Genomic DNA, 17,777 nt, shown 5'->3' with positions numbered 1-17,777 from the left:
GAGCCTCGGGCTTGAAATCAGAGTAGAAACAGTTACTGACGCGGTACTGACAAGTTGCTGACAAAAAACTGAATTTTCACGAACTGGTGATATGCCCACGCCCGGGACGCGCCGGCCGCCCGCGCGGCGCCTGGAGGCGGGGCGGGAGCGGCCGTGACTGGGGGTTTCCCGCAGGCGCGCGGGCGGCGTCCAGGCGTGGCGGCGGCGAGACGCCGCGGGGGCGGGGATCAGCGGGCGGGCGGGACGTCCGGCCGCAGGTGGGCGACCAGCCAGTCGACCAGGGCGGAGACACGGGCGACGTGCTGCCTGCGCCGCGGGACATAGGCCTTGAACCAGGTTTCCTGCAGCGGGAAATCGTCCAGTACCGTCTCCAGCGTGCCCGCCTCCAGCGCCGGGCGGGCGACGTAGGCGGGCAGGGCGGCGATGCCCAGTTCCGACAGGGCGGCGTCCCGCAGCGTGAGGTTGTCGTCGGCCACCAGCCGCGGGGGGATGTCCAGGCTGATGTCGCCGCGGGCGCTGCGGAAATGCCAGGCGCGGCCGGACGGCTTGAAGACCAGGCAGGCGTGTTCGGTCAGGGCCTGGGGATGGCGGGGCCGGCCGTGGCGCGCCAGATAGCCGGGCGCCGCGCACAGCATGGTGTCCACCGGGCACAGGGGGATCTCGACCACGCCTTCGTAGCTGGCGGGCCTGCCGCTGATGGCCAGGTCGTAGTCCCGCTCGGCGGGGTTGGTGGAATGGTCGACCAGCGAGATCTCCATCGTGATGCCATCGTGCCGCGCCAGGAAGGCATTGAAGAGCGGCCCCAGCCGGACCGTGGTCAGCGTGGTCGGCGTCGCGATCCGCAGGTGTCCCACCAGCTTGGAGGCATCCCGCTCCACGCTTTGCACCAGGTCCTCGAAGCTGGCCACCAGCACGCCGGCGCGGGCGTGCAGTTTCTCGCCCGCTTCGGTCAGGCGCACCGTGCGGGTGGTGCGGTCGAACAGCCGGGCGCCCACGGTGGCTTCCAGCTGGCGGATGCGCTTGGCCACCACCGAGGGGACGACGTCCATCTGCCGGGCCGCCTCGGAAAAGCCGCCGCAGGCGACGACGGTGGTGAAGGTGCGCAGTTGCGTGATGGCGTCCAATTTATTCCAGTTCGAGATTACTGATAGCTATTTTTTGAACAAATATTCGCCATTATTCCTTAATAAAATGCCTTCCAACAATGGGGGCGCAAGCGACGTCCCCGTATCCATCAAGAGGAGACTCCCATGCCAAAATCGCCGATCCTGCGCATGCTGGCCACCGCCGTCCTGGCCGGGGCATCGGCCGCCGCCGGGGCCGCCGGACCGGGCTACCCGGCACGGCCGGTCAAGATCGTGACGCCGTTCGCCGTGGGCCAGGGGCCCGACGTGCTGCTGCGCATCGTCGCCGAGAAGCTGACCGCCACGCTGGGGCAGCAGGTGATCGTGGAGAACCGGCCCGGCGCAAGCGGCTTCCTCGCCTTCGAGGCCGGCCGGCGCGCCGCGCCCGATGGCTACACGCTGGTCCACATGGACAGCTACCACGTGGGCACCCAGCCCTACCTGTTCGCCAGGCTGCCCTACGACGTGCGCAAGGATTTCGATCCGGTCACGCCGCTGGTCCGCAACTACTTCTTCATCGTGGTACCCGCCGGTTCGACATGGCGGACGATGGGCGATCTCGTCGCCGCGGCCAAGGCCAGGCCCGGCGGTGTCTCGTACGGATCCTGGGGCGTGGCCAGTCCGGCGCACCTGGGCGGGCTGCTGCTGGAGGCGGCCACCGGCACGAGCATGATGCACGTGCCCTACAAGGAATCGGCCCAGCTGTTCCAGTCGGTGGCCGTGGGAGACGTGAACTGGACACTGGGAACGCCCGTGTCGGCCGGGCCCGTCTACCAGTCCGGGAAGGTGCGCTTCCTGGCCGTGGCGGCGCCGCAGCGCCTGCCGGGCTATGCCGAGGTGCCGACCGTGGCGCAGGCCGGCGGACCGGCCGGCTTCGAGGTCGGCGGCTGGAACGGCCTGTTCGTTCCCAAGGGCACGCCGGCCGGGATCGTGCAGCGGCTGAACGAAGGCATCGCCGCCGCGCTGAAGGCGCCCGACGTGCAGGAGAAACTGGCCACCTTCACCTACGAGGCCTATGCCATGCCGCCGCGCGACATGGCGCGGCTGGTGGACGAGGAAATCGCCAAGTGGGGACCGATCATCAAGGGCGCCGATATCCACCTGGATTGACGCCGCACGGGAGCACAGTCGTGGCAAGCAAGCACTTCGAGGTGGTGGTGGCCGGGGCCCGGCCGCTGACGCCGCGCATCAAGGAATATCTGCTGGCCTCGGCCGATGGCCGGCCGCTGCCGCGCTACGAGCCGGGGGCGCACGTGGCGCTGCACATGGTGTCGCGCGAGCGGGGGCCCATCGTGCGGCACTATTCGCTGATAGGCGGACTGGCCGGCCCGGACGATCCGCGGCACGTCTATCGCATCGCCGTGCAAAGGGAGGACCGGGCGCGCGGCTCGGCCTTCATCCACGATACCTTCGCGCCGGGCACGCGCCTGCGCGTCGCCGCGCCGGTCAACGATTTCCCGCTGGACCGGCGCGACGCCCGCACCCTGCTCATCGCCGGCGGCATAGGCGTGACGCCCATCGTGTCCATGGCGCGCAGCCTGGCCCGCCGGGGCTGTCGCTACAGCGTCGTGTATGCCGGACGCGATCCGTCGGCCATGGCCTATCGCGACGTGCTGGAACAGGTGGCCGGCGACCGCGTGCGCTTCCACTACAGCGACGAGGCGGGCGTGCTCGACCTGCGCGGCCTGCTCGCCTCGCAGCCGGACGGGGTGCGCGTGTATGTGTGCGGCCCCGCGTCCATGATCGCCGCTACCCACCAGGCAGGCGCCGCGCTGGGGTGGGAGCCCGGCCGCGTGCGCAGCGAAGTGTTCACCGCCGGACCCACGGGCGACGAGACGGCCTTCGAGGTCGAACTGCGCCGCACGGGCAGGACCGTCCAGGTCGGCCCCGACGCCAGCATCCTGGATGCGCTGCGCCTGGCCGACGTGCCGGTGCTGTGGGACTGCGCGCGCGGCGAATGCGGCCTGTGCCCGCTGCCCGTCGTCTCCGCCGACGGCCCCATCGATCATCGCGATCGCTATCTGGGCGAAGAAGAGCGTGCCGCGGGCCAGACCTTGTGCATCTGCGTGTCGCGCATCCGCGGCACGCGCCTGGTGCTGGACGCCTGACCATTCCGAGCCATTCCTTCAGGAGCGCGCCATCATGAACCGCATCGCCGACCCCATTCCCGAACTCCGCAGCGACTTTTCCTTCGAGCCCGGCGGCTTCGCCGACCACGCCACGCCGCTGGTGCGCAACTGCTGGTACGTGGCGGGCCTGTCCAGCGAGATCACCCGCGAGCTGAGCAGCCGCCGTTTACTGGGCGTGGACGTCGCCCTGTACCGCACCCAAGCCGGCGAGCCGGTGGCAGTGCGCAACCGCTGTCCGCACCGTTCCTTTCCGCTGGCCAGGGGCCGCCTGGACGGCGACGAGTTGATGTGCGGCTATCACGGCATGCGCTTCGATCCCTCCGGCCGCTGCGTGAAGATGCCGTCCATGCCGCTGGTCCCCACCCATGCCCAGGTGCGCAGCTTTCCGATCGTCGAACGGGCGCCGCTGGTGTGGATATGGATGGGCGATCCCGACCATGCCGACCCGGCCCTGATCCCGGACACGAGCTGGCTGGCCAGCCCGGCATGGAAGAGCGTGGGCGGGTCCTTCCACATGAAGGCGGACTACGTTTCCATGCACGAGAACCTGCTGGACCAGACCCACTTCCCCTTCCTGCATCCCGGCGCCATCGGCACGCCGGAGTACGCGCGCAGCAAGCTGGACGTGCGCCAGGAGGGCGACGTGGTCATCATCGACCGTGCGCTGAAGCATTCGCCGCCGCCCGACGTCTACGGCGTGCCCACCGGCCTGACCGGCAAGCCGGTGGACCGCTATTCCGAGGCCCGCTTCGCCTCGCCCGGCCTGCACGTCGCCTTCGCCCGCATCGTCGACAACCACGATGCCGGCGGCGCGCCGCGCACCTATCGCTTCAACATCACCCACGCCTTCACGCCCGAGACCAACGGCAGCATCCACTACTGGTGGTTCAACAGCCGCGACTCCAACCTCGACGATCCGGCCGCCGACGCCTACCTGCACGAGGCCTCGTCCAAGGCCTATCTCGAGGACGTGGATGCGCTGGAGTGGATACTGGACGTGGTGACGCGCGACACCGAACCGCAGTTCGACCTCAATTTCGCGCCCGACAAGCCCGGCCTGCTGATGCGCCGCGCGTTGTATGACATGGCGGCGCGGGAGGCGGGACTGGACTTCTGAGCGGCCGCGGGCTTCAGGCCGGCGGGAAGCTCACGCTGATGCGCGTGCCGGGCATGCCGGAGGCGGTGTCCTGGGAGTTGTCCGATATCGCCAGGGTGGCACCGTGCCGCTGGGCGATCTCGCGCACGATGGCCAGCCCCAGCCCGCTGCCTTCGGCGTTGGATCCCAGGATCCGGTAGAAGCGGTCGAACACCAATTCGCGTTCCTCGGGCGGGATGCCAGGGCCGGAGTCTTCGACGTCCAGCGTCGCGCCCGTGGCGGCTGCCGCCACGCGCACGGTGACGGTGCCGCCGCCCGGGGTGTAGCGCAGCGCGTTGTCGATCAGGTTGTTGACGAGCTCGGCCAGGAGCAGGGCGTTGCCGGCCACCAGGACCGGCGTTTCCGGGCCTTCCAGGCCCAGGTCTATCCCGCGCTCCATCGCCTCGTGCACCCAGTTCTGCGTCTGGTCGCTGGCGATGGCCAGCAGGTCGACCCGGGCGGAGACGTCCACGGGACTGCCCTTGTCCTCGGCGCGCGCCAGCGCCAGCAACTGGTTCACCAGGCGCGTGGCCCGTTCGGCGCCCGAGATCAGGTGCCGCAGGCTGGCCTCCATGTCTTCCGGACTCGCATTGCGCAGCGCCAGCTCGGCCTGCGTGCGTATGCCGGCTAGCGGGGTCTTCAACTGGTGCGCCGCGTCGGCGACGAAGCGCTTCTGCGCGTCGACGTTGGCCGACAGGCGCTGCAGCAGCTCGTTCATGGCGCCGACCAGCGGCGCGATCTCCTGCGGCACCTCGCGATCGTCGATCGGCGACAGGTCGTCCGGCCGCCGTGCGCGCAGCCGCGCCTGCAGCCGGCCCAGCGGGGCGATGCCGCGCGACAGGCCGAACCACACCAGCACCACCGCCAGCGGCAGCACCACGAACTGAGGCAGCACCACGCCCTTGATGATCTCGTTGGCCAGTTGCGATCGTTTCTCCAGCGTCTCGGCCACCTGCACCAGCGCCGGCTGCGCGCCCGGGATCGTGGGCAGCGACACCCAGGTATAGGCCACGCGCACCGCGAAGCCGCGCATCACGTCGTCGCGATACTGGACGATGCCGGGCAGCGGGCGCTCGAGCGACGGCAGCGGCAGTTCACGGTCGCCGCCCAGGTATTCGCCGCGGCTGCCCAGCACGAGGTAGAACACGCTGTCGGTTTCGTCGGCGCGCAGCATCTCGCGCGCTGAGACCGGCAGTTGCAGCCGGGCCCGGCCGTTGACGTCCTTGATCTGCTGGGCCAGGGCCAGCACGTTGTTGGCCAGGCTGCGGTCGTAGGGAGCGACGGAGATGGACTGTGCGACCACGTAGGTGATGGCGACGCTGACCGGCCACAGCAGGAACAGCGGTACCAGCATCCAGTCCAGGATCTCGCCGAACAGCGAGTGCGCCGGCCGTTCGACGGCGGGGATGGGCTGCGGCCCCTTGTGGTCGTCGTCCATGCTCCCGGAACAGGTCCTAAGCCGCGCCGTGCTGGGCGCCGGGCTCGCGTTCCAGGCAGTATCCCAGCCCGCGCACGGTGGCGATCTTGACGCCGCCCGGTTCCAGCTTCTTGCGCAGCCGGTGCACGTAGACCTCGATGGCGTTGGTGCTGACTTCCTCGCCCCATTCGCACAGGTGGTCCACCAGCTGTTTCTTGCTGACCATGCGGCCGCTGCGGGACAGCAGGACTTCCAGCAGGCTGACTTCGCGCGCGGACAACTCGACGATCTGCTCGTCTATGGTCACCACGCGGCCGACCTGGTCGAAGGCCAGACGGCCATGGCGCAGCACCGCCGGGCCGCCGCCCGCGCCGCGCCGCGTCAGCGCCCGGACCCTGGCCTCGAGCTCGGACAGCGCGAACGGCTTGGCCATGTAGTCGTCGGCGCCCAGGTCCAGCCCCTTGACGCGCTGCTCCACGCTGTCGGCGGCGGTCAGGATCAGGACCGGCATGTGCGAGTTGCGCGCCCGCAGGCGGCGCAGGACTTCGGTGCCCGAGAGCCGGGGCAGGCCGATGTCCAGGATCAGCAGGTCGAAGGGTTGCGCCGCCAGCGCGGAGTCCGCCTCGAGTCCGTCGTGGACGGCATCGACTGCGTAGCCGTTCTGGCGCAGGGAGCGGGACAGGCCGTCGGCAAGGATGTTGTCGTCTTCGGCGATGAGGATGCGCATGGGGGAATTGTAGCTTCGGGGGAATGCGTCGAGGGGCCCCGATGCATTGTCCCCCAGGCGCGCGTCCCCGTCACTATCGCTATTCGATCTGATACATCCCCGTGCGGCGCGTCGCGTCGGCCCAGTAGGCGGTTTCCTTGTCCACGAAGCGGCCGAATTCCTGGGGCGTCATGGGTTCCACGGCCTCCAGGCCGAGCTGGGGCAGCTTGGCGACGATATCGGGCGTCTGCAGCACCGCCCGCACGTCGGCGACGATGCGCGCCATGGTGGCGGGGGGCGTGGCCTTGGGCGCGAACATGCCGTACCAGGCGCGTCCCGGCAGGCCGGTCAGGCCTGCCCTGCTGGCCAGCGGCACGTCCGGCATGAGGGTGGACGGCGTGTCGCTGCTGGTGATGGCGATGGCCCGGACCCGGCCCGATTTCACCTGGGGCATGGCGCTGGGCAGGGCGTCGATCATCAGCTTGATCGAGCCGCCGATCAGGTCGGTGAACGCCGGCGGGCTGCCCTTGTAGGGCACGTGCACGATGTCCACGCCCGCCAGTTGCTTGAAGACTTCCATGCTGAGATGGCTGGTGGAGCCCGTGCCCGGCGATCCGTAGCTGAACTTGCCGGGATTGGCCTTCAGCTGGGCGATGACCTCGGATAGCGTGGTGGCCGGGAACTGCGCGTTCACCACCATGAGCATGTCGGTGCCGGCCAGCAGCGCGACGGGCTGGAAGTCGCGTCCCACGTCGTAGGGCAGGTGCTTGTACAGGTTGGGGTTGATCACGACCGGAGAGTTGGAGGTGACCAGCAGCGTGTACCCGTCGCCCTCGGCCCGCGCCACTTCCTGCAGCGCGATGGAGCCGTTGGCGCCGGCGCGGTTCTCCACCACCACGGGCTGCCCCCATTTCTGCGCCAGCTTGTCGCCGATGGCGCGGGCCAGGATGTCCGACCCCTGTCCGGGCGGGAAGGGGATGACCACGCGTACCCGCTTGCTGGGGAACGCCTGGTCGGCTTGGGCGGGTTGGCTGGCCAGGCCCAAGGCCAGGCAGAGCAGTAAGAGCAGTTTGTTCATGGGAAGGGTCTCCTCGGGAATAGTGCCATCGGTCGGCTTTTCTGTTTCCGGATTTTGATATATTGTTATAACAAACTCAAGATGTCCTTGTCCCACACCGTCCGGGGAGCTTCATGTCGCTACTTCACGGGTTCCGTATTCTTGCCGTCGAGCAGTACGGCGCGGCGCCTTTCGGCACCCAGTTGCTGGCCGCGCTGGGGGCCGAAATCATCAAGATCGAGCAGGCCGCGCAGGGCGGCGACGTGTCGCGGCAGGTCGGGCCGCATTTCCTGGCCGGCCTGCCCGACAGCGCGCAAAGCCTGTTCTTCCAGAGCCTGAACCAGGGCAAGAAAAGCATCACGCTGAACCTCGCCCACCCCGAGGGGCGGGCGGTGTTCCGCAAGCTGGCGGCCACGGCCCATGGCGTGGTCGACAACCTGCGCGGCGACGTCGCGGGCAAGCTGGGCCTGACCTACGAAGACCTGAAGGACGTCAATCCGGCCGTGGTCTGCGCCCACATATCGGCCTATGGCCGCACCGGCGAGCGCGCGGCCTGGCCGGGCTACGACTATCTGATGCAGGCCGAGGCGGGCTATTTCTCGCTGACCGGCGAGCCGGACACGGCGCCCTCGCGCATGGGCTTGTCGCTGGTCGACTACATGACCGGCGTGATGATGTCGGTGGGGCTGCTCAGCGGCATGCTGGAGGCCACGCGCAGCGGCAAGGGATGCGACGTGGACACCAGCCTGTACGACGTCGCGCTGTTCAACCTCAACTACGTGGCGGCGTGGTACCTGAACGGCGCGGCCGAGACCGACCGCCAGCCCCGGTCCGGCCATCCCTCGCTCACGCCGTGCCAGCTCTATCGCACCGGCGACGGCTGGATCTACCTGATGTGCAACAAGGAAAAATTCTGGCGCAACCTGTGCGAGCGGATCGGGCGGCAGGAGTGGATCGCGGACGCGCGTTTCGTCGACTTCGGCGCCCGGGGCCGGCATCGCGAGGAGCTGACCCGCCTGCTGGACGAGGCGCTGTCGGCCCGCACCACGGCCGAGTGGATGCGGCATTTCGCCGGCACGGTGCCCGCCGCGCCCGTGTGGTCCGTGGGGCAGGCGCTGGACGCGCCCCTGGCGCAGGCCGACGGCCGCATCCGCCGCGTCGACCTGGCGGGCGGCGGCGCGCTGCGGGTACTGGACAGTCCGCTGCGCACGTCGCGGCCGGCGGCCGCCGTCGGACCGGCGCCGGCCATGGGCGCCGATACCCGCGAGCTGCTGGCCGGCATCGGGATCGGCGAAGAGGAGCAAGGTAGACTAAGGACCCTTGGTGTTCTCTGACGTGTCGCCTCATGTTCCAGCGCAGTGCCGGCTCGCAGTACAAGCTGTTGGCCCAGACCTTGATCCGGCGGATCCGCGATGGCGAGTATCCGCCCGGCAGCCTGCTGCCCACCGAGAACGAACTGGGACAGCAGTTCAACGTCAGCCGCATCACCGTGCGCGGGGCCTTGCGCGAGCTGGAGGTGCAGGGGCTGGTCAGCCGCCGGCCCGGCATCGGGACCCGCGTGGAGTCGGCGCAGCCCTCGGGCAATTTCGTGCACGTGGGCAACACGGTGGACGACATCCTGCGCTTCACCCGCGGCTTCCGCTTCCACATCCTGGACATTCGCGAGGTCGACGGCGACGAGGGGGCGGCGCGCGCGCTGCGGCTGCCCGCCGGCCAGCGCTTCGTCCGGGTGACCGGCCTGCGGCAGGCCGAGGGCGCGCCGCCGGTCGTCTACAGCGAACACCACGTCCCGCCGCTGTACGCGGACGCGCTCGAGCAACTGGACGGCTACCGGGCCTCGGTGGCCGAATGGCTGGCCGAGCGGCGCGGCGACCGGGTATGCGAAATCCGCCAGGAAATCGATGCCGTGCGGCTGACCCGGGCGCAGGCCGGGCTGCTGCAGACGCGCTTCAGCACGCCGACGCTGCGCACGCGCACCTGGTACTACGGCGCCAAGAAAGACCTGATCGTCGCTTCGGTGGGGCTCTTCCCCGAAGGGCGGCACCTGTTCAGCACCGTGATGCGGCGAGAGCCGATCGGCTGATCCGATCGCGCGGGCCGCGACCTTGTCCCGGAGAGCCCGCGTGACCCATCCCGTCGTTCCTTCCACCTTCCTGTTCTGTCCCGGCAACCGGCCCGACCGCTACGACAAGGCGCTGCGCGGCGGCGCGCCGGGCGTCATCATCGACCTCGAGGACGCAGTGCCGGCGGCCGACAAGGCCGCCGCCCGGCGCGACGCCCTGGCCTGGCTGGCGGCGCTGCCCCCGGCCGGTCCGGGCGCGCCCATGGTGGCGCTGCGGGTGTCTTCCCCGCAGACGCCCGCGGGCCTGGAGGACCTTTATGCGCTGGCCCATGCGGGCGCCTTGCCCGCCCTGGATCTCGTGGCCGTTCCCAAGGCCGAGGACGCCTCCGAATTGCGCATGGTCCGCACGCACGCGGCCGCGGCCAATCCCGCGCTGCGGCTGATGGCGCTGGTGGAGTCGCCGCAGGGCGTGCGCCGCGCGGCCGGCATCGCGCAGGCCGGACCGTGGCTGGCGGCGATGGCCTTCGGCGCCGCGGACTTCAGCGCCGAGACCGGCGCGGACAACGCCTGGGACGCGCTGGCCTACGTACGCGGGCGCCTGGTGTTCGAGACCGCCGGCAGCGGCGTGCCCATGCTGGACGTGCCGCACATCGCCATCGACGACGACGCCGGCCTGCGCGCCGATTGCGAGCGGGCGCGCGCCATGGGCTTCTCCGGCAAGCTCGCCATCCATCCGCGCCAGTGGCCCATCATCGTGCAGGCCTTCGCGCCCGATCCGCGCCGGCTGGCGTGGGCGAGCGAAGTGGCCGCCGCCTACGAACGCGCGGGCCGCCGCGCCTGCGCGGTGGGCGCCACCATGGTGGACGAGCCCGTCTACCAGAGCGCCCTGCGCATCCTGCGGCGTGCCGCCGCGCCGAACCCATCCGCCGCTGGAGACCATCATGCATAGTTCCTACTACCACCTGGGAGACGGCCTGTATGCCGAGCGTTTCGGCCTGGGCTTCGAGCACCTGTCCGCCGGGCAGCGTTTCGTCCATCGGCCGGGCATCACGTTCTCGCAACAGGACAACGTGGCCGAGGCCCTGGATTCCATCAACGCCGCCATGGTCCACTACGACGATTGCTACGCCGGGCTGACCGACTGGAAGCGGCCCCTGATGGTCAGCACGCTGACCCTGCAGCGGCTGATCGGCATGACCTCCAAGACCTTCGGCCGGCGGCGCCGCATCGTGTCCATGTCCAATATCGCGCTGACCCGGCCGATGTTCGGCGGCGACACCCTGTATGTCGAGACCGAGGTGCTGGCCACCGAGCCGGTGGATGCGCACCTGGGGCGCGCCAGCCTGCTCACGCGCGGCTACAACCAGCGCGGCGAGCAGGTGGCCGAGCTGCGCTACGTGGCCGAGCTGTGGCACGGCGCGGCCGGGCCCGACGTGATCGCCGGCGCTTCGGCCTCGGACGAGGCCCGCTTCCTGTCGCATGCCGCGCGCGGGGACGGCGCCTGGGTCGAGCAGACCGGCCTGTTCTTCGAGGACCTGCGGCAGGGGGAAACCTTCATTCACAGCCCCCGCAAGACCCTGCTGGCCGAGGAATCCACGCTGCACGCGCTGCGCGCCATGGAGTGGCAGCCGCAAAGCCACGACCACGCCTGCGCGCAGGCGCTGGGGCTGGCGGCGCCGGTCGTGCCGCAGACCTGGGGGATAGGCGTGGCCGTGGCGCTGTCCACGCGCACCTTCGGCCGGGTCACCGTCAACCTGGGATGGACCGACGTGGAGTTCGGCGCCGACCTGATGCCGGGAGACACGCTGGAGGCCCGGTCCACGGTCGAGGGCACGCGGCTGTCGGGTTCGCGGCCCGACCAGGGCGTGGTGACGGTGCTGACCGAGGCGCGCAACCAGCGGGGGGAGATGATCAACCGCTACCGGCGCGCGCTGATGGTGTACCGGCGGGGGAGCAACCCCTACGCCAGGGCGGGGTACTGAGCGGACGCCTCCGCGTCCGTTTTTCCAGAATTCCGTTGTTAATTTGGCCTGGGAGCTTGCAGTCCCATACTGTTTTTTTATACAGTGTCGGGCAGTGCCATAATTCGCCCATCAACCCAAGGATCCCAGAATGGACGACACCAAAGCTTCCAAGGCCGCAGCCGCTGCCCAGAACGAAAAGACCAAGGCCCTGGCCGCCGCGCTGTCCCAGATCGAAAAGCAGTTCGGCAAGGGCTCGGTCATGCGCTATGGCGACAACGAGGTCGAGCACGACATCCAGGTCGTCTCCACCGGCTCGCTCGGCCTGGACATCGCCCTGGGCGTGGGCGGCCTGCCGCGCGGCCGGGTCATCGAGATCTACGGCCCGGAATCGTCGGGCAAGACCACGCTCACGCTGCAGGTCGTCGCCGAAATGCAGAAGCTGGGCGGCGCCTGCGCCTTCATCGACGCCGAGCACGCGCTCGATGTCCAGTACGCCTCCAAGCTCGGCGTGAACCTGACCGACCTGCTGATCTCGCAGCCCGACACCGGCGAGCAGGCCCTGGAAATCACCGACGCGCTGGTGCGCTCGGGCGCGGTCGACCTGATCGTCATCGACTCGGTCGCGGCGCTGGTGCCCAAGGCCGAAATCGAAGGCGAGATGGGCGATTCCCTGCCCGGCCTGCAGGCCCGCCTGATGAGCCAGGCGCTACGCAAGCTGACCGCCTCGATCAAGCGCACCAACTGCATGGTCATCTTCATCAACCAGATCCGGATGAAGATCGGCGTCATGTTCGGCAACCCCGAAACCACCACCGGCGGCAACGCGCTGAAGTTCTACGCCTCGGTCCGCCTCGACATCCGGCGCACCGGCTCCATCAAGAAGGGCGACGAGGTCATCGGCAACGAGACCCGCGTCAAGGTCGTCAAGAACAAGGTGTCGCCGCCGTTCAAGAGCGCCGAGTTCGACATCATGTACGGCGCCGGCATCTCGCGCGAAGGCGAGATCCTGGACCTGGGCGTGCAGGCGGGCATCGTCGAGAAGTCCGGTTCGTGGTTCAGCTATAACGGCGAGCGCATCGGCCAGGGCAAGGACAACGCCCGCGAGTTCCTGAAGGAACGCCCGGAAATGGCCATCGAGATCGAGAACCGCGTGCGCGACAGCCTGGGCGTGGCAGCCCGGGTGGCCGGCGCCGGCAAAGTGACCGAAGCCGAGCTTGAAGACGAGTGATGACGGCAAGCCCGCCTCCGGCCCTTCGCTGAAGGCCCGGGCGGTGGGTTATCTGTCCCGGCGCGAACACAGCCGCCTGGAACTGGGCCGCAAGCTGGCCCGTTTCGGGGAAGAGGACGAGGTTCGCGCCGTGCTCGACAGCCTGGAGAAGGAAGGCTGGCTGTCTACCCAGCGCTATGCGCAAAGCGTGGTGCACCGGCTGGCGGCCAAGCAGGGCACCCTGCGCATCATGCATGAGCTGCGCCAGCACGGCGTGGCGGACACGCAGATCGCCGAACTGCGGGACACGCTGGAAGCCACCGAACTGGCCCGGGCGCGCGAGGTGTGGCGCAAGCGCTTCGGCACGCTGCCGGCCGATGCCAGCCAGCGTGCCAAGCAGGTGCGTTTCCTGATGTCCCGGGGCTTCGGCCAGGCCACCATCAGGCAGGTGCTGCGAGGCGTGGACCTCGACGACCTGGACGACGGCCAGGGCTAGGCCGCTTGCCGGAACGCCCGTACACTTTCCGCATCCCCTTTCGCCGCGAGGCTGCCATGCGTGCATTGTTGCTGGCCCTGTGCCTGAGTGTGTCCAGCCTGTGGGCCTGTGCCCAGCCCGCCCCCCGGGCGGGCGACGTGATCACGCTGGAAGGACGCATCGTGCTCAAGGGCAACGAGCCCTTCGTCGTCGCCGTGCTCGAGTCGGGCGACCGGCAATGGGACCTGCGCGGCCTGACCCGTCAGCAGATGCAGGACCTGCAATCGCGCACCGTCACGGTCACCGGCACGGTGGCCCGCGCCGCCGGCGAGGCGGGCGGCGGGATGCCCGCCCAGTTGCAGGTGCAGTCCATCCGATAGGGCCTGTGAACAGGCCCTGGTCCGCGCGCCATGGTATGTTGCGCGTAAGCTTCTTCTGCGGGGGCAAGATGAATCGCGATACCGTGGGTACCATCCGGACACTGGCCGGGATTGCGTTGGCGGCGCTGCTGACTTCCTGTGGTGGCGGCGGGGGCGGCGAGGTCTCCGGATCGGGGGCATTGTCCGTGGCATGCAGCGGCGCGCAATGCGGCGCCGCCGATGCGCAGACCTACCGCGGCAGCGGCGTGGGCATCTGGCGCTACGACAATAGCGGTTCGAGCTCGGGCACGTCGGTGCCGATCGCTCTCAATGGCGTCAATGGCCGTACCGTCACGCTGGTCTTCACCAACGTTTCCGACCGCGATGCGGGCATGGCCTCGATCAGCGCCTCGGTGGCGGATCGTCCCGCGGCCTCATCGAAAATCGAAGCCCCGGCCGATCCGGATCACCTGCCGGGCGTCAACCAGATTCCCGCGCACATCCGCGACTACCAGCCGCCGGTCGATCGCGCGTCCCAGCCCCGGGCATCGACGCGGCAGGGCCCTGCCACCGCCGTGCGGGCGGCGGTCGAAGGCGATACGCGGGAATGGCAGGACAGCAGCGGCACGCGGTTCCAGGCCACCCTGGCCCGCCGCTGGGCAGCCACCGACGGGCGCATGCTGAACATCTGGGTGCAGGACGGCGAGCGGTCCGCCGCGAAGGTGAGCGAGGCCCTGCTGGACAGCCTGAAGAGCCGGTTCTCGTCGAACCAGGACTCCGTCTATCCCATCGTGACCGATCTCGCGGGCGCGCCTTGGGGCGCCACCGTCGGCAGCGGCTACATCGGTCCCGACCAGGACCTGCACATCGTGCTGTCCAACATCACGCCCGATGGCAAGCCCTGGGGCGTGATCGGCTATTTCTTCAGCGCCAATGCCTTCCTGAAAAGCTACGAGGCGCTCAGCAATGAAGCGGTGGTGCTGTTCCTGGACACCGAAACCATGTACCTGGGCGGCCAGGCGGGCCGGAATACCGGCTATACGACGCTGGCGCACGAGATGACCCACATGGTCAACTTCTACCAGCGGGCCGCGCGCACGGGCGTGAGTCCGGACAACCGCTTCGCGGTCTGGCTGGAAGAGACCTCGGCCCTGATGATGGAGGACCTGGCCTCGGGCCGGGTGGTGCCGGGCTTCAACCCGCTGCGCGACGGGGACTACGGCAACTGGCTGCACCAGAGCCAGAACTGCGACTACATCCGTGGCTGGGACGCCAGCGTGTCCTCCAGCTGCTTCTCGTATCCCATCGCCGCCAACTTCGGCGGCTACCTGCTGCGGCAATACGGCACGGATTTCTATCGCAGCCTGTTGCGCGGCACCTCGTCCACCGATTCGTTCACCCTGCTGGACCAGGCCGTCAGGCAGGCGGGCGGAGCGGGCGCGCGGCCCGCCTTGCGGGACTGGGGCGCGGCGCTGGCCCTGCTGCCCGCATCGCCGCCGGCCGGGTTCGGCTATCCGCGCCGCACGCAGGGCGGCTACGACCTGCCCGCCATCAACGGCCCCGATTACGCATCGCTGCGCACGCTACCGTCCAGTTCGCCGTCCACGCTCAAGGCCTCGGGCCATTTCCCCGTGGTGCGCCGGCCGTCGGGCGCGTCGTACTCGGAAACCGTGGCGGTGCCGGCAGGCTCGGCCCTGACCGTCGTCGTCCAGTAGCCCAAGGGGCCGGGCGCGCCTGGCGTCCGGCGCGCGTGCCGGAGGGCGTTCCCGCCGGGGGCTGAAGGAAGCCGGGGGCAGGGGTGCTATACTCTCCGGGTTTTATCGCCCGCCCATTGCCTCCCGGCCACGCCCGGAATCTGCCGGCGCCCCCGATGCAATCGGCACCTTAGCGCATGCCCGTAACCGCCAATCGCCTCGCTATGCGACAGCCCGCGACTTTGCTCGTCCCGAGCACAGGTCCGTGGGCTTTTGTTTGCCCGGCCGCGGCTACGCCTGGGCTATCCCCATCCGTATCCAGGCGCATGACCCGTCATGGCGCTGGTCTTTTCCAACCGAACATTCAACGTCTACCCGACAGCGAAGGCTCCGCATGAAAATCCACGAGTATCAGGGCAAAGAGCTTCTGAAGAAATTTGGCGTCACCGTTCCGCGCGGCATCCCCGTGTTCTCGGTGGACGAGGCCGTCAAGGCCGCTGAACAACTGGGCGGCCCGGTGTGGGTCGTCAAGGCCCAGATCCATGCGGGCGGCCGCGGCAAGGGCGGCGGCGTCAAGCTGGGCCGCTCCATCGAGGAAGTGCGCACGCTGGCCGGCCAGATCCTGGGCATGCAGCTGGTCACGCACCAGACCGGCCCGGAAGGCCAGAAGGTCCGCCGCCTGCTGATCGAAGAAGGCGCCGACATCAAGAAGGAACTGTACGTCGGCATCGTGACCGACCGCAGCTCGCAGCGCGTCTGCGTGATGGCCTCGAGCGAAGGCGGCATGGAGATCGAAGAGGTCGCCCACGCCACGCCCGAGAAGATCCTGAAGGTGTTCGTCGATCCCGCCAAGGGCCTGACCACCGAGGAAGCCTCGCAACTGGCCCGCGGCATCGGCGTTCCCGAAGGCTCGATCGCCGACGCGGCCGACCAGATCCAGAAGCTGTACACCTGCTACGTCGAGACCGACGCCGACCTGGCCGAGATCAACCCCCTGATCGTCACCGGCTCGGGCAAGATCATCGCCCTGGACGCCAAGTTCAACTTCGATTCGAACGCGCTGTTCCGCCACCCCGAGATCGTGGCCTACCGCGACACCGACGAAGAAGACCCCGCCGAAATCGAAGCCAGCAAGTTCGGCCTGGCCTACATCCAGCTCGACGGCAACATCGGCTGCCTGGTGAACGGCGCCGGCCTGGCCATGGCGACCATGGACACCATCAAGCTGTTCGGCGGCGAGCCGGCCAACTTCCTGGACGTCGGCGGTGGCGCCACGGCCGAGAAGGTGACCGAAGCCTTCAAGATCATGCTGAAGAACCCGGGCCTGAAGGCCATCCTGGTCAACATCTTCGGCGGCATCATGCGCTGCGACGTCATCGCCGAAGGCGTGATCGCCGCGTGCAAGGCCGTCAGCCTGAGCGTGCCGCTGGTGGTGCGCATGAAGGGCACCAACGAAGAGCTCGGCAAGAAGATGCTGGCCGACTCCGGACTGCCCATCATCAGCGCCGACACGATGGCCGAAGCCGCCACCGCCGTCGTGGCCGCCGCCAAGAAGTAATCGTTGCGCCCAGCACAGGATATTAAGGACTCGAAATGTCGATTCTGATCAACAAAGATACCAAGGTCGTCACGCAGGGGATCACCGGCAAGACCGGCCAGTTCCACACCCGCATGTGCCGCGAGTACGCCAACGGCAAGAACTGCTTCGTGGCCGGCGTGAACCCCAAGAAGGCCGGTGAGGACTTCGAAGGCGTGCCCATCTACGCCAACGTCGCCGAAGCCAAGGCCGCCACCGGCGCCAACGTGTCGGTCATCTACGTGCCGCCCGCCGGCGCCGCCGCCGCCATCTGGGAAGCCGTCGAGGCCGACCTGGACCTGGCCATCTGCATCACCGAGGGCATTCCCGTCCGCGACATGCTGGAAGTCCGCAACCGCATGCGCGCCGAGAACAAGCGCACGCTGCTGCTCGGACCCAACTGCCCCGGCCTGATCACCCCCGACGAAATCAAGATCGGCATCATGCCCGGCCACATCCACCGCAAGGGCCGCATCGGCATCGTCAGCCGCTCGGGCACCCTGACCTATGAAGCCGTGGCGCAGGTCACGGAACTGGGCCTGGGCCAGTCGAGCGCCGTCGGCATCGGTGGCGACCCCATCAACGGCCTGAAGCACATCGACGTGCTGAAGATGTTCAACGACGATCCCGACACCGACGCCGTCATCATGATCGGCGAAATCGGCGGTCCGGACGAAGTGAACGCTGCCCAGTGGGCCAAGGACAACATGAAGAAGCCGGTGGTCGGCTTCATCGCGGGCGTGACGGCTCCGGCCGGCAAGCGCATGGGCCACGCCGGCGCGCTGATTTCCGGCGGCGCCGACACGGCCCAGGCCAAGCTCGACATCATGGAAGCTTGCGGCATCAAGACGACCAAGAACCCGTCCGAGATG

At 68.9% G+C, this 17,777-nt stretch carries 17 protein-coding genes; 13 read left to right on the top strand and 4 right to left on the bottom strand.

The window, feature by feature from the left end; genetic code table 11:
- Positions 1–227: 227 nt before the first annotated feature.
- On the bottom strand, positions 228–1,124 hold the full coding sequence (locus N5K27_RS24540) for a LysR family transcriptional regulator (protein ID WP_132979429.1): 897 nt from the start codon (positions 1,122–1,124) through the stop codon (positions 228–230).
- Positions 1,125–1,250: 126 nt separating this feature from the next.
- Here N5K27_RS24540 and N5K27_RS24535 point away from each other — a divergent pair, with 126 nt between their 5' ends.
- Genes N5K27_RS24535 through N5K27_RS24525 form a run of 3 tightly spaced genes read left to right on the top strand, consistent with a single transcriptional unit; the run spans position 1,251 to position 4,370 of the window.
- Positions 1,251–2,234 carry a tripartite tricarboxylate transporter substrate binding protein gene (locus N5K27_RS24535; RefSeq protein WP_087837316.1) on the top strand — a complete coding sequence of 328 codons (984 nt, stop codon included), beginning with the start codon at positions 1,251–1,253 and terminating at the stop codon, positions 2,232–2,234.
- A 20-nt stretch (positions 2,235–2,254) separates the two neighbouring features.
- Positions 2,255–3,232 carry a PDR/VanB family oxidoreductase gene (locus N5K27_RS24530; protein WP_087837315.1) on the top strand — a complete coding sequence of 326 codons (978 nt, stop codon included), beginning with the start codon at positions 2,255–2,257 and terminating at the stop codon, positions 3,230–3,232.
- 34 nt (positions 3,233–3,266) lie between these two features.
- On the top strand, positions 3,267–4,370 hold the full coding sequence (locus N5K27_RS24525; RefSeq protein ID WP_279819791.1) for an aromatic ring-hydroxylating dioxygenase subunit alpha: 1,104 nt from the start codon (positions 3,267–3,269) through the stop codon (positions 4,368–4,370).
- A gap of 13 nt (positions 4,371–4,383) precedes the next feature.
- Here the strand turns inward: N5K27_RS24525 and N5K27_RS24520 are convergent, their stop codons facing one another.
- The 3 genes from N5K27_RS24520 to N5K27_RS24510 form a co-directional block, all read right to left on the bottom strand.
- Positions 4,384–5,826 carry a sensor histidine kinase gene (locus tag N5K27_RS24520; protein WP_279819788.1) on the bottom strand — a complete coding sequence of 481 codons (1,443 nt, stop codon included), beginning with the start codon at positions 5,824–5,826 and terminating at the stop codon, positions 4,384–4,386.
- Between the two features lie 16 nt (positions 5,827–5,842).
- A complete protein-coding gene (locus N5K27_RS24515; RefSeq protein WP_087837313.1) occupies positions 5,843–6,532 on the bottom strand; it encodes a response regulator transcription factor in 690 nt (229 codons plus the stop codon).
- Positions 6,533–6,611: 79 nt separating this feature from the next.
- A complete protein-coding gene (locus N5K27_RS24510; RefSeq protein WP_087837312.1) occupies positions 6,612–7,589 on the bottom strand; it encodes a tripartite tricarboxylate transporter substrate binding protein in 978 nt (325 codons plus the stop codon).
- A gap of 113 nt (positions 7,590–7,702) precedes the next feature.
- Here N5K27_RS24510 and N5K27_RS24505 point away from each other — a divergent pair, with 113 nt between their 5' ends.
- From N5K27_RS24505 to sucD, 10 genes are all read left to right on the top strand, one after another.
- Positions 7,703–8,902: a CoA transferase gene (locus N5K27_RS24505; RefSeq protein WP_087837311.1), complete on the top strand. Its 1,200-nt coding sequence runs from the start codon at positions 7,703–7,705 to the stop codon at positions 8,900–8,902.
- 11 nt (positions 8,903–8,913) lie between these two features.
- Positions 8,914–9,651, top strand: a complete 738-nt coding sequence (locus N5K27_RS24500) for a GntR family transcriptional regulator (RefSeq protein ID WP_087837310.1) — start codon at positions 8,914–8,916, stop codon at positions 9,649–9,651.
- Positions 9,652–9,691: 40 nt separating this feature from the next.
- Positions 9,692–10,579 (top strand): CoA ester lyase, encoded by an 888-nt coding sequence (locus tag N5K27_RS24495; protein WP_279819782.1) that lies wholly within the window; start codon positions 9,692–9,694, stop codon positions 10,577–10,579.
- Positions 10,572–11,612: a MaoC/PaaZ C-terminal domain-containing protein gene (locus N5K27_RS24490; protein ID WP_279819780.1), complete on the top strand. Its 1,041-nt coding sequence runs from the start codon at positions 10,572–10,574 to the stop codon at positions 11,610–11,612. The genes N5K27_RS24495 and N5K27_RS24490 overlap by 8 nt, the downstream gene beginning before the upstream one ends.
- 130 nt (positions 11,613–11,742) lie before the next feature.
- Positions 11,743–12,822: a recombinase RecA gene (gene recA, locus N5K27_RS24485; protein WP_087837307.1), complete on the top strand. Its 1,080-nt coding sequence runs from the start codon at positions 11,743–11,745 to the stop codon at positions 12,820–12,822.
- Complete coding sequence (gene recX, locus N5K27_RS24480; protein ID WP_087837306.1) at positions 12,809–13,297, top strand: recombination regulator RecX; 489 nt, start codon at positions 12,809–12,811, stop codon at positions 13,295–13,297. Before recA ends, recX begins: the two co-directional genes overlap by 14 nt.
- A 56-nt stretch (positions 13,298–13,353) precedes the next feature.
- Complete coding sequence (locus N5K27_RS24475) at positions 13,354–13,656, top strand: hypothetical protein (RefSeq protein WP_165963096.1); 303 nt, start codon at positions 13,354–13,356, stop codon at positions 13,654–13,656.
- 68 nt (positions 13,657–13,724) lie between these two features.
- The gene (locus tag N5K27_RS24470; protein ID WP_279819777.1) at positions 13,725–15,350 is read left to right on the top strand and encodes a hemagglutinin; all 1,626 of its coding nucleotides are present in this window, start codon (positions 13,725–13,727) and stop codon (positions 15,348–15,350) included.
- Positions 15,351–15,723: 373 nt separating this feature from the next.
- Positions 15,724–16,887 carry an ADP-forming succinate--CoA ligase subunit beta gene (sucC, locus tag N5K27_RS24465; RefSeq protein ID WP_087837304.1) on the top strand — a complete coding sequence of 388 codons (1,164 nt, stop codon included), beginning with the start codon at positions 15,724–15,726 and terminating at the stop codon, positions 16,885–16,887.
- Between the two features lie 35 nt (positions 16,888–16,922).
- Positions 16,923–17,777 (top strand): succinate--CoA ligase subunit alpha (gene sucD, locus N5K27_RS24460; RefSeq protein ID WP_279819773.1); only part of this gene is annotated, 855 nt, incomplete at its 3' end.

Source organism: Pigmentiphaga sp. GD03639 (assembly GCF_029845405.1).
Classification (GTDB): Bacteria; Pseudomonadota; Gammaproteobacteria; order Burkholderiales; family Burkholderiaceae_B; genus Pigmentiphaga; species Pigmentiphaga daeguensis.
Note: the sequence above shows the minus strand (reverse complement) of the source record. Positions and strands in the feature narration are given on the sequence as shown.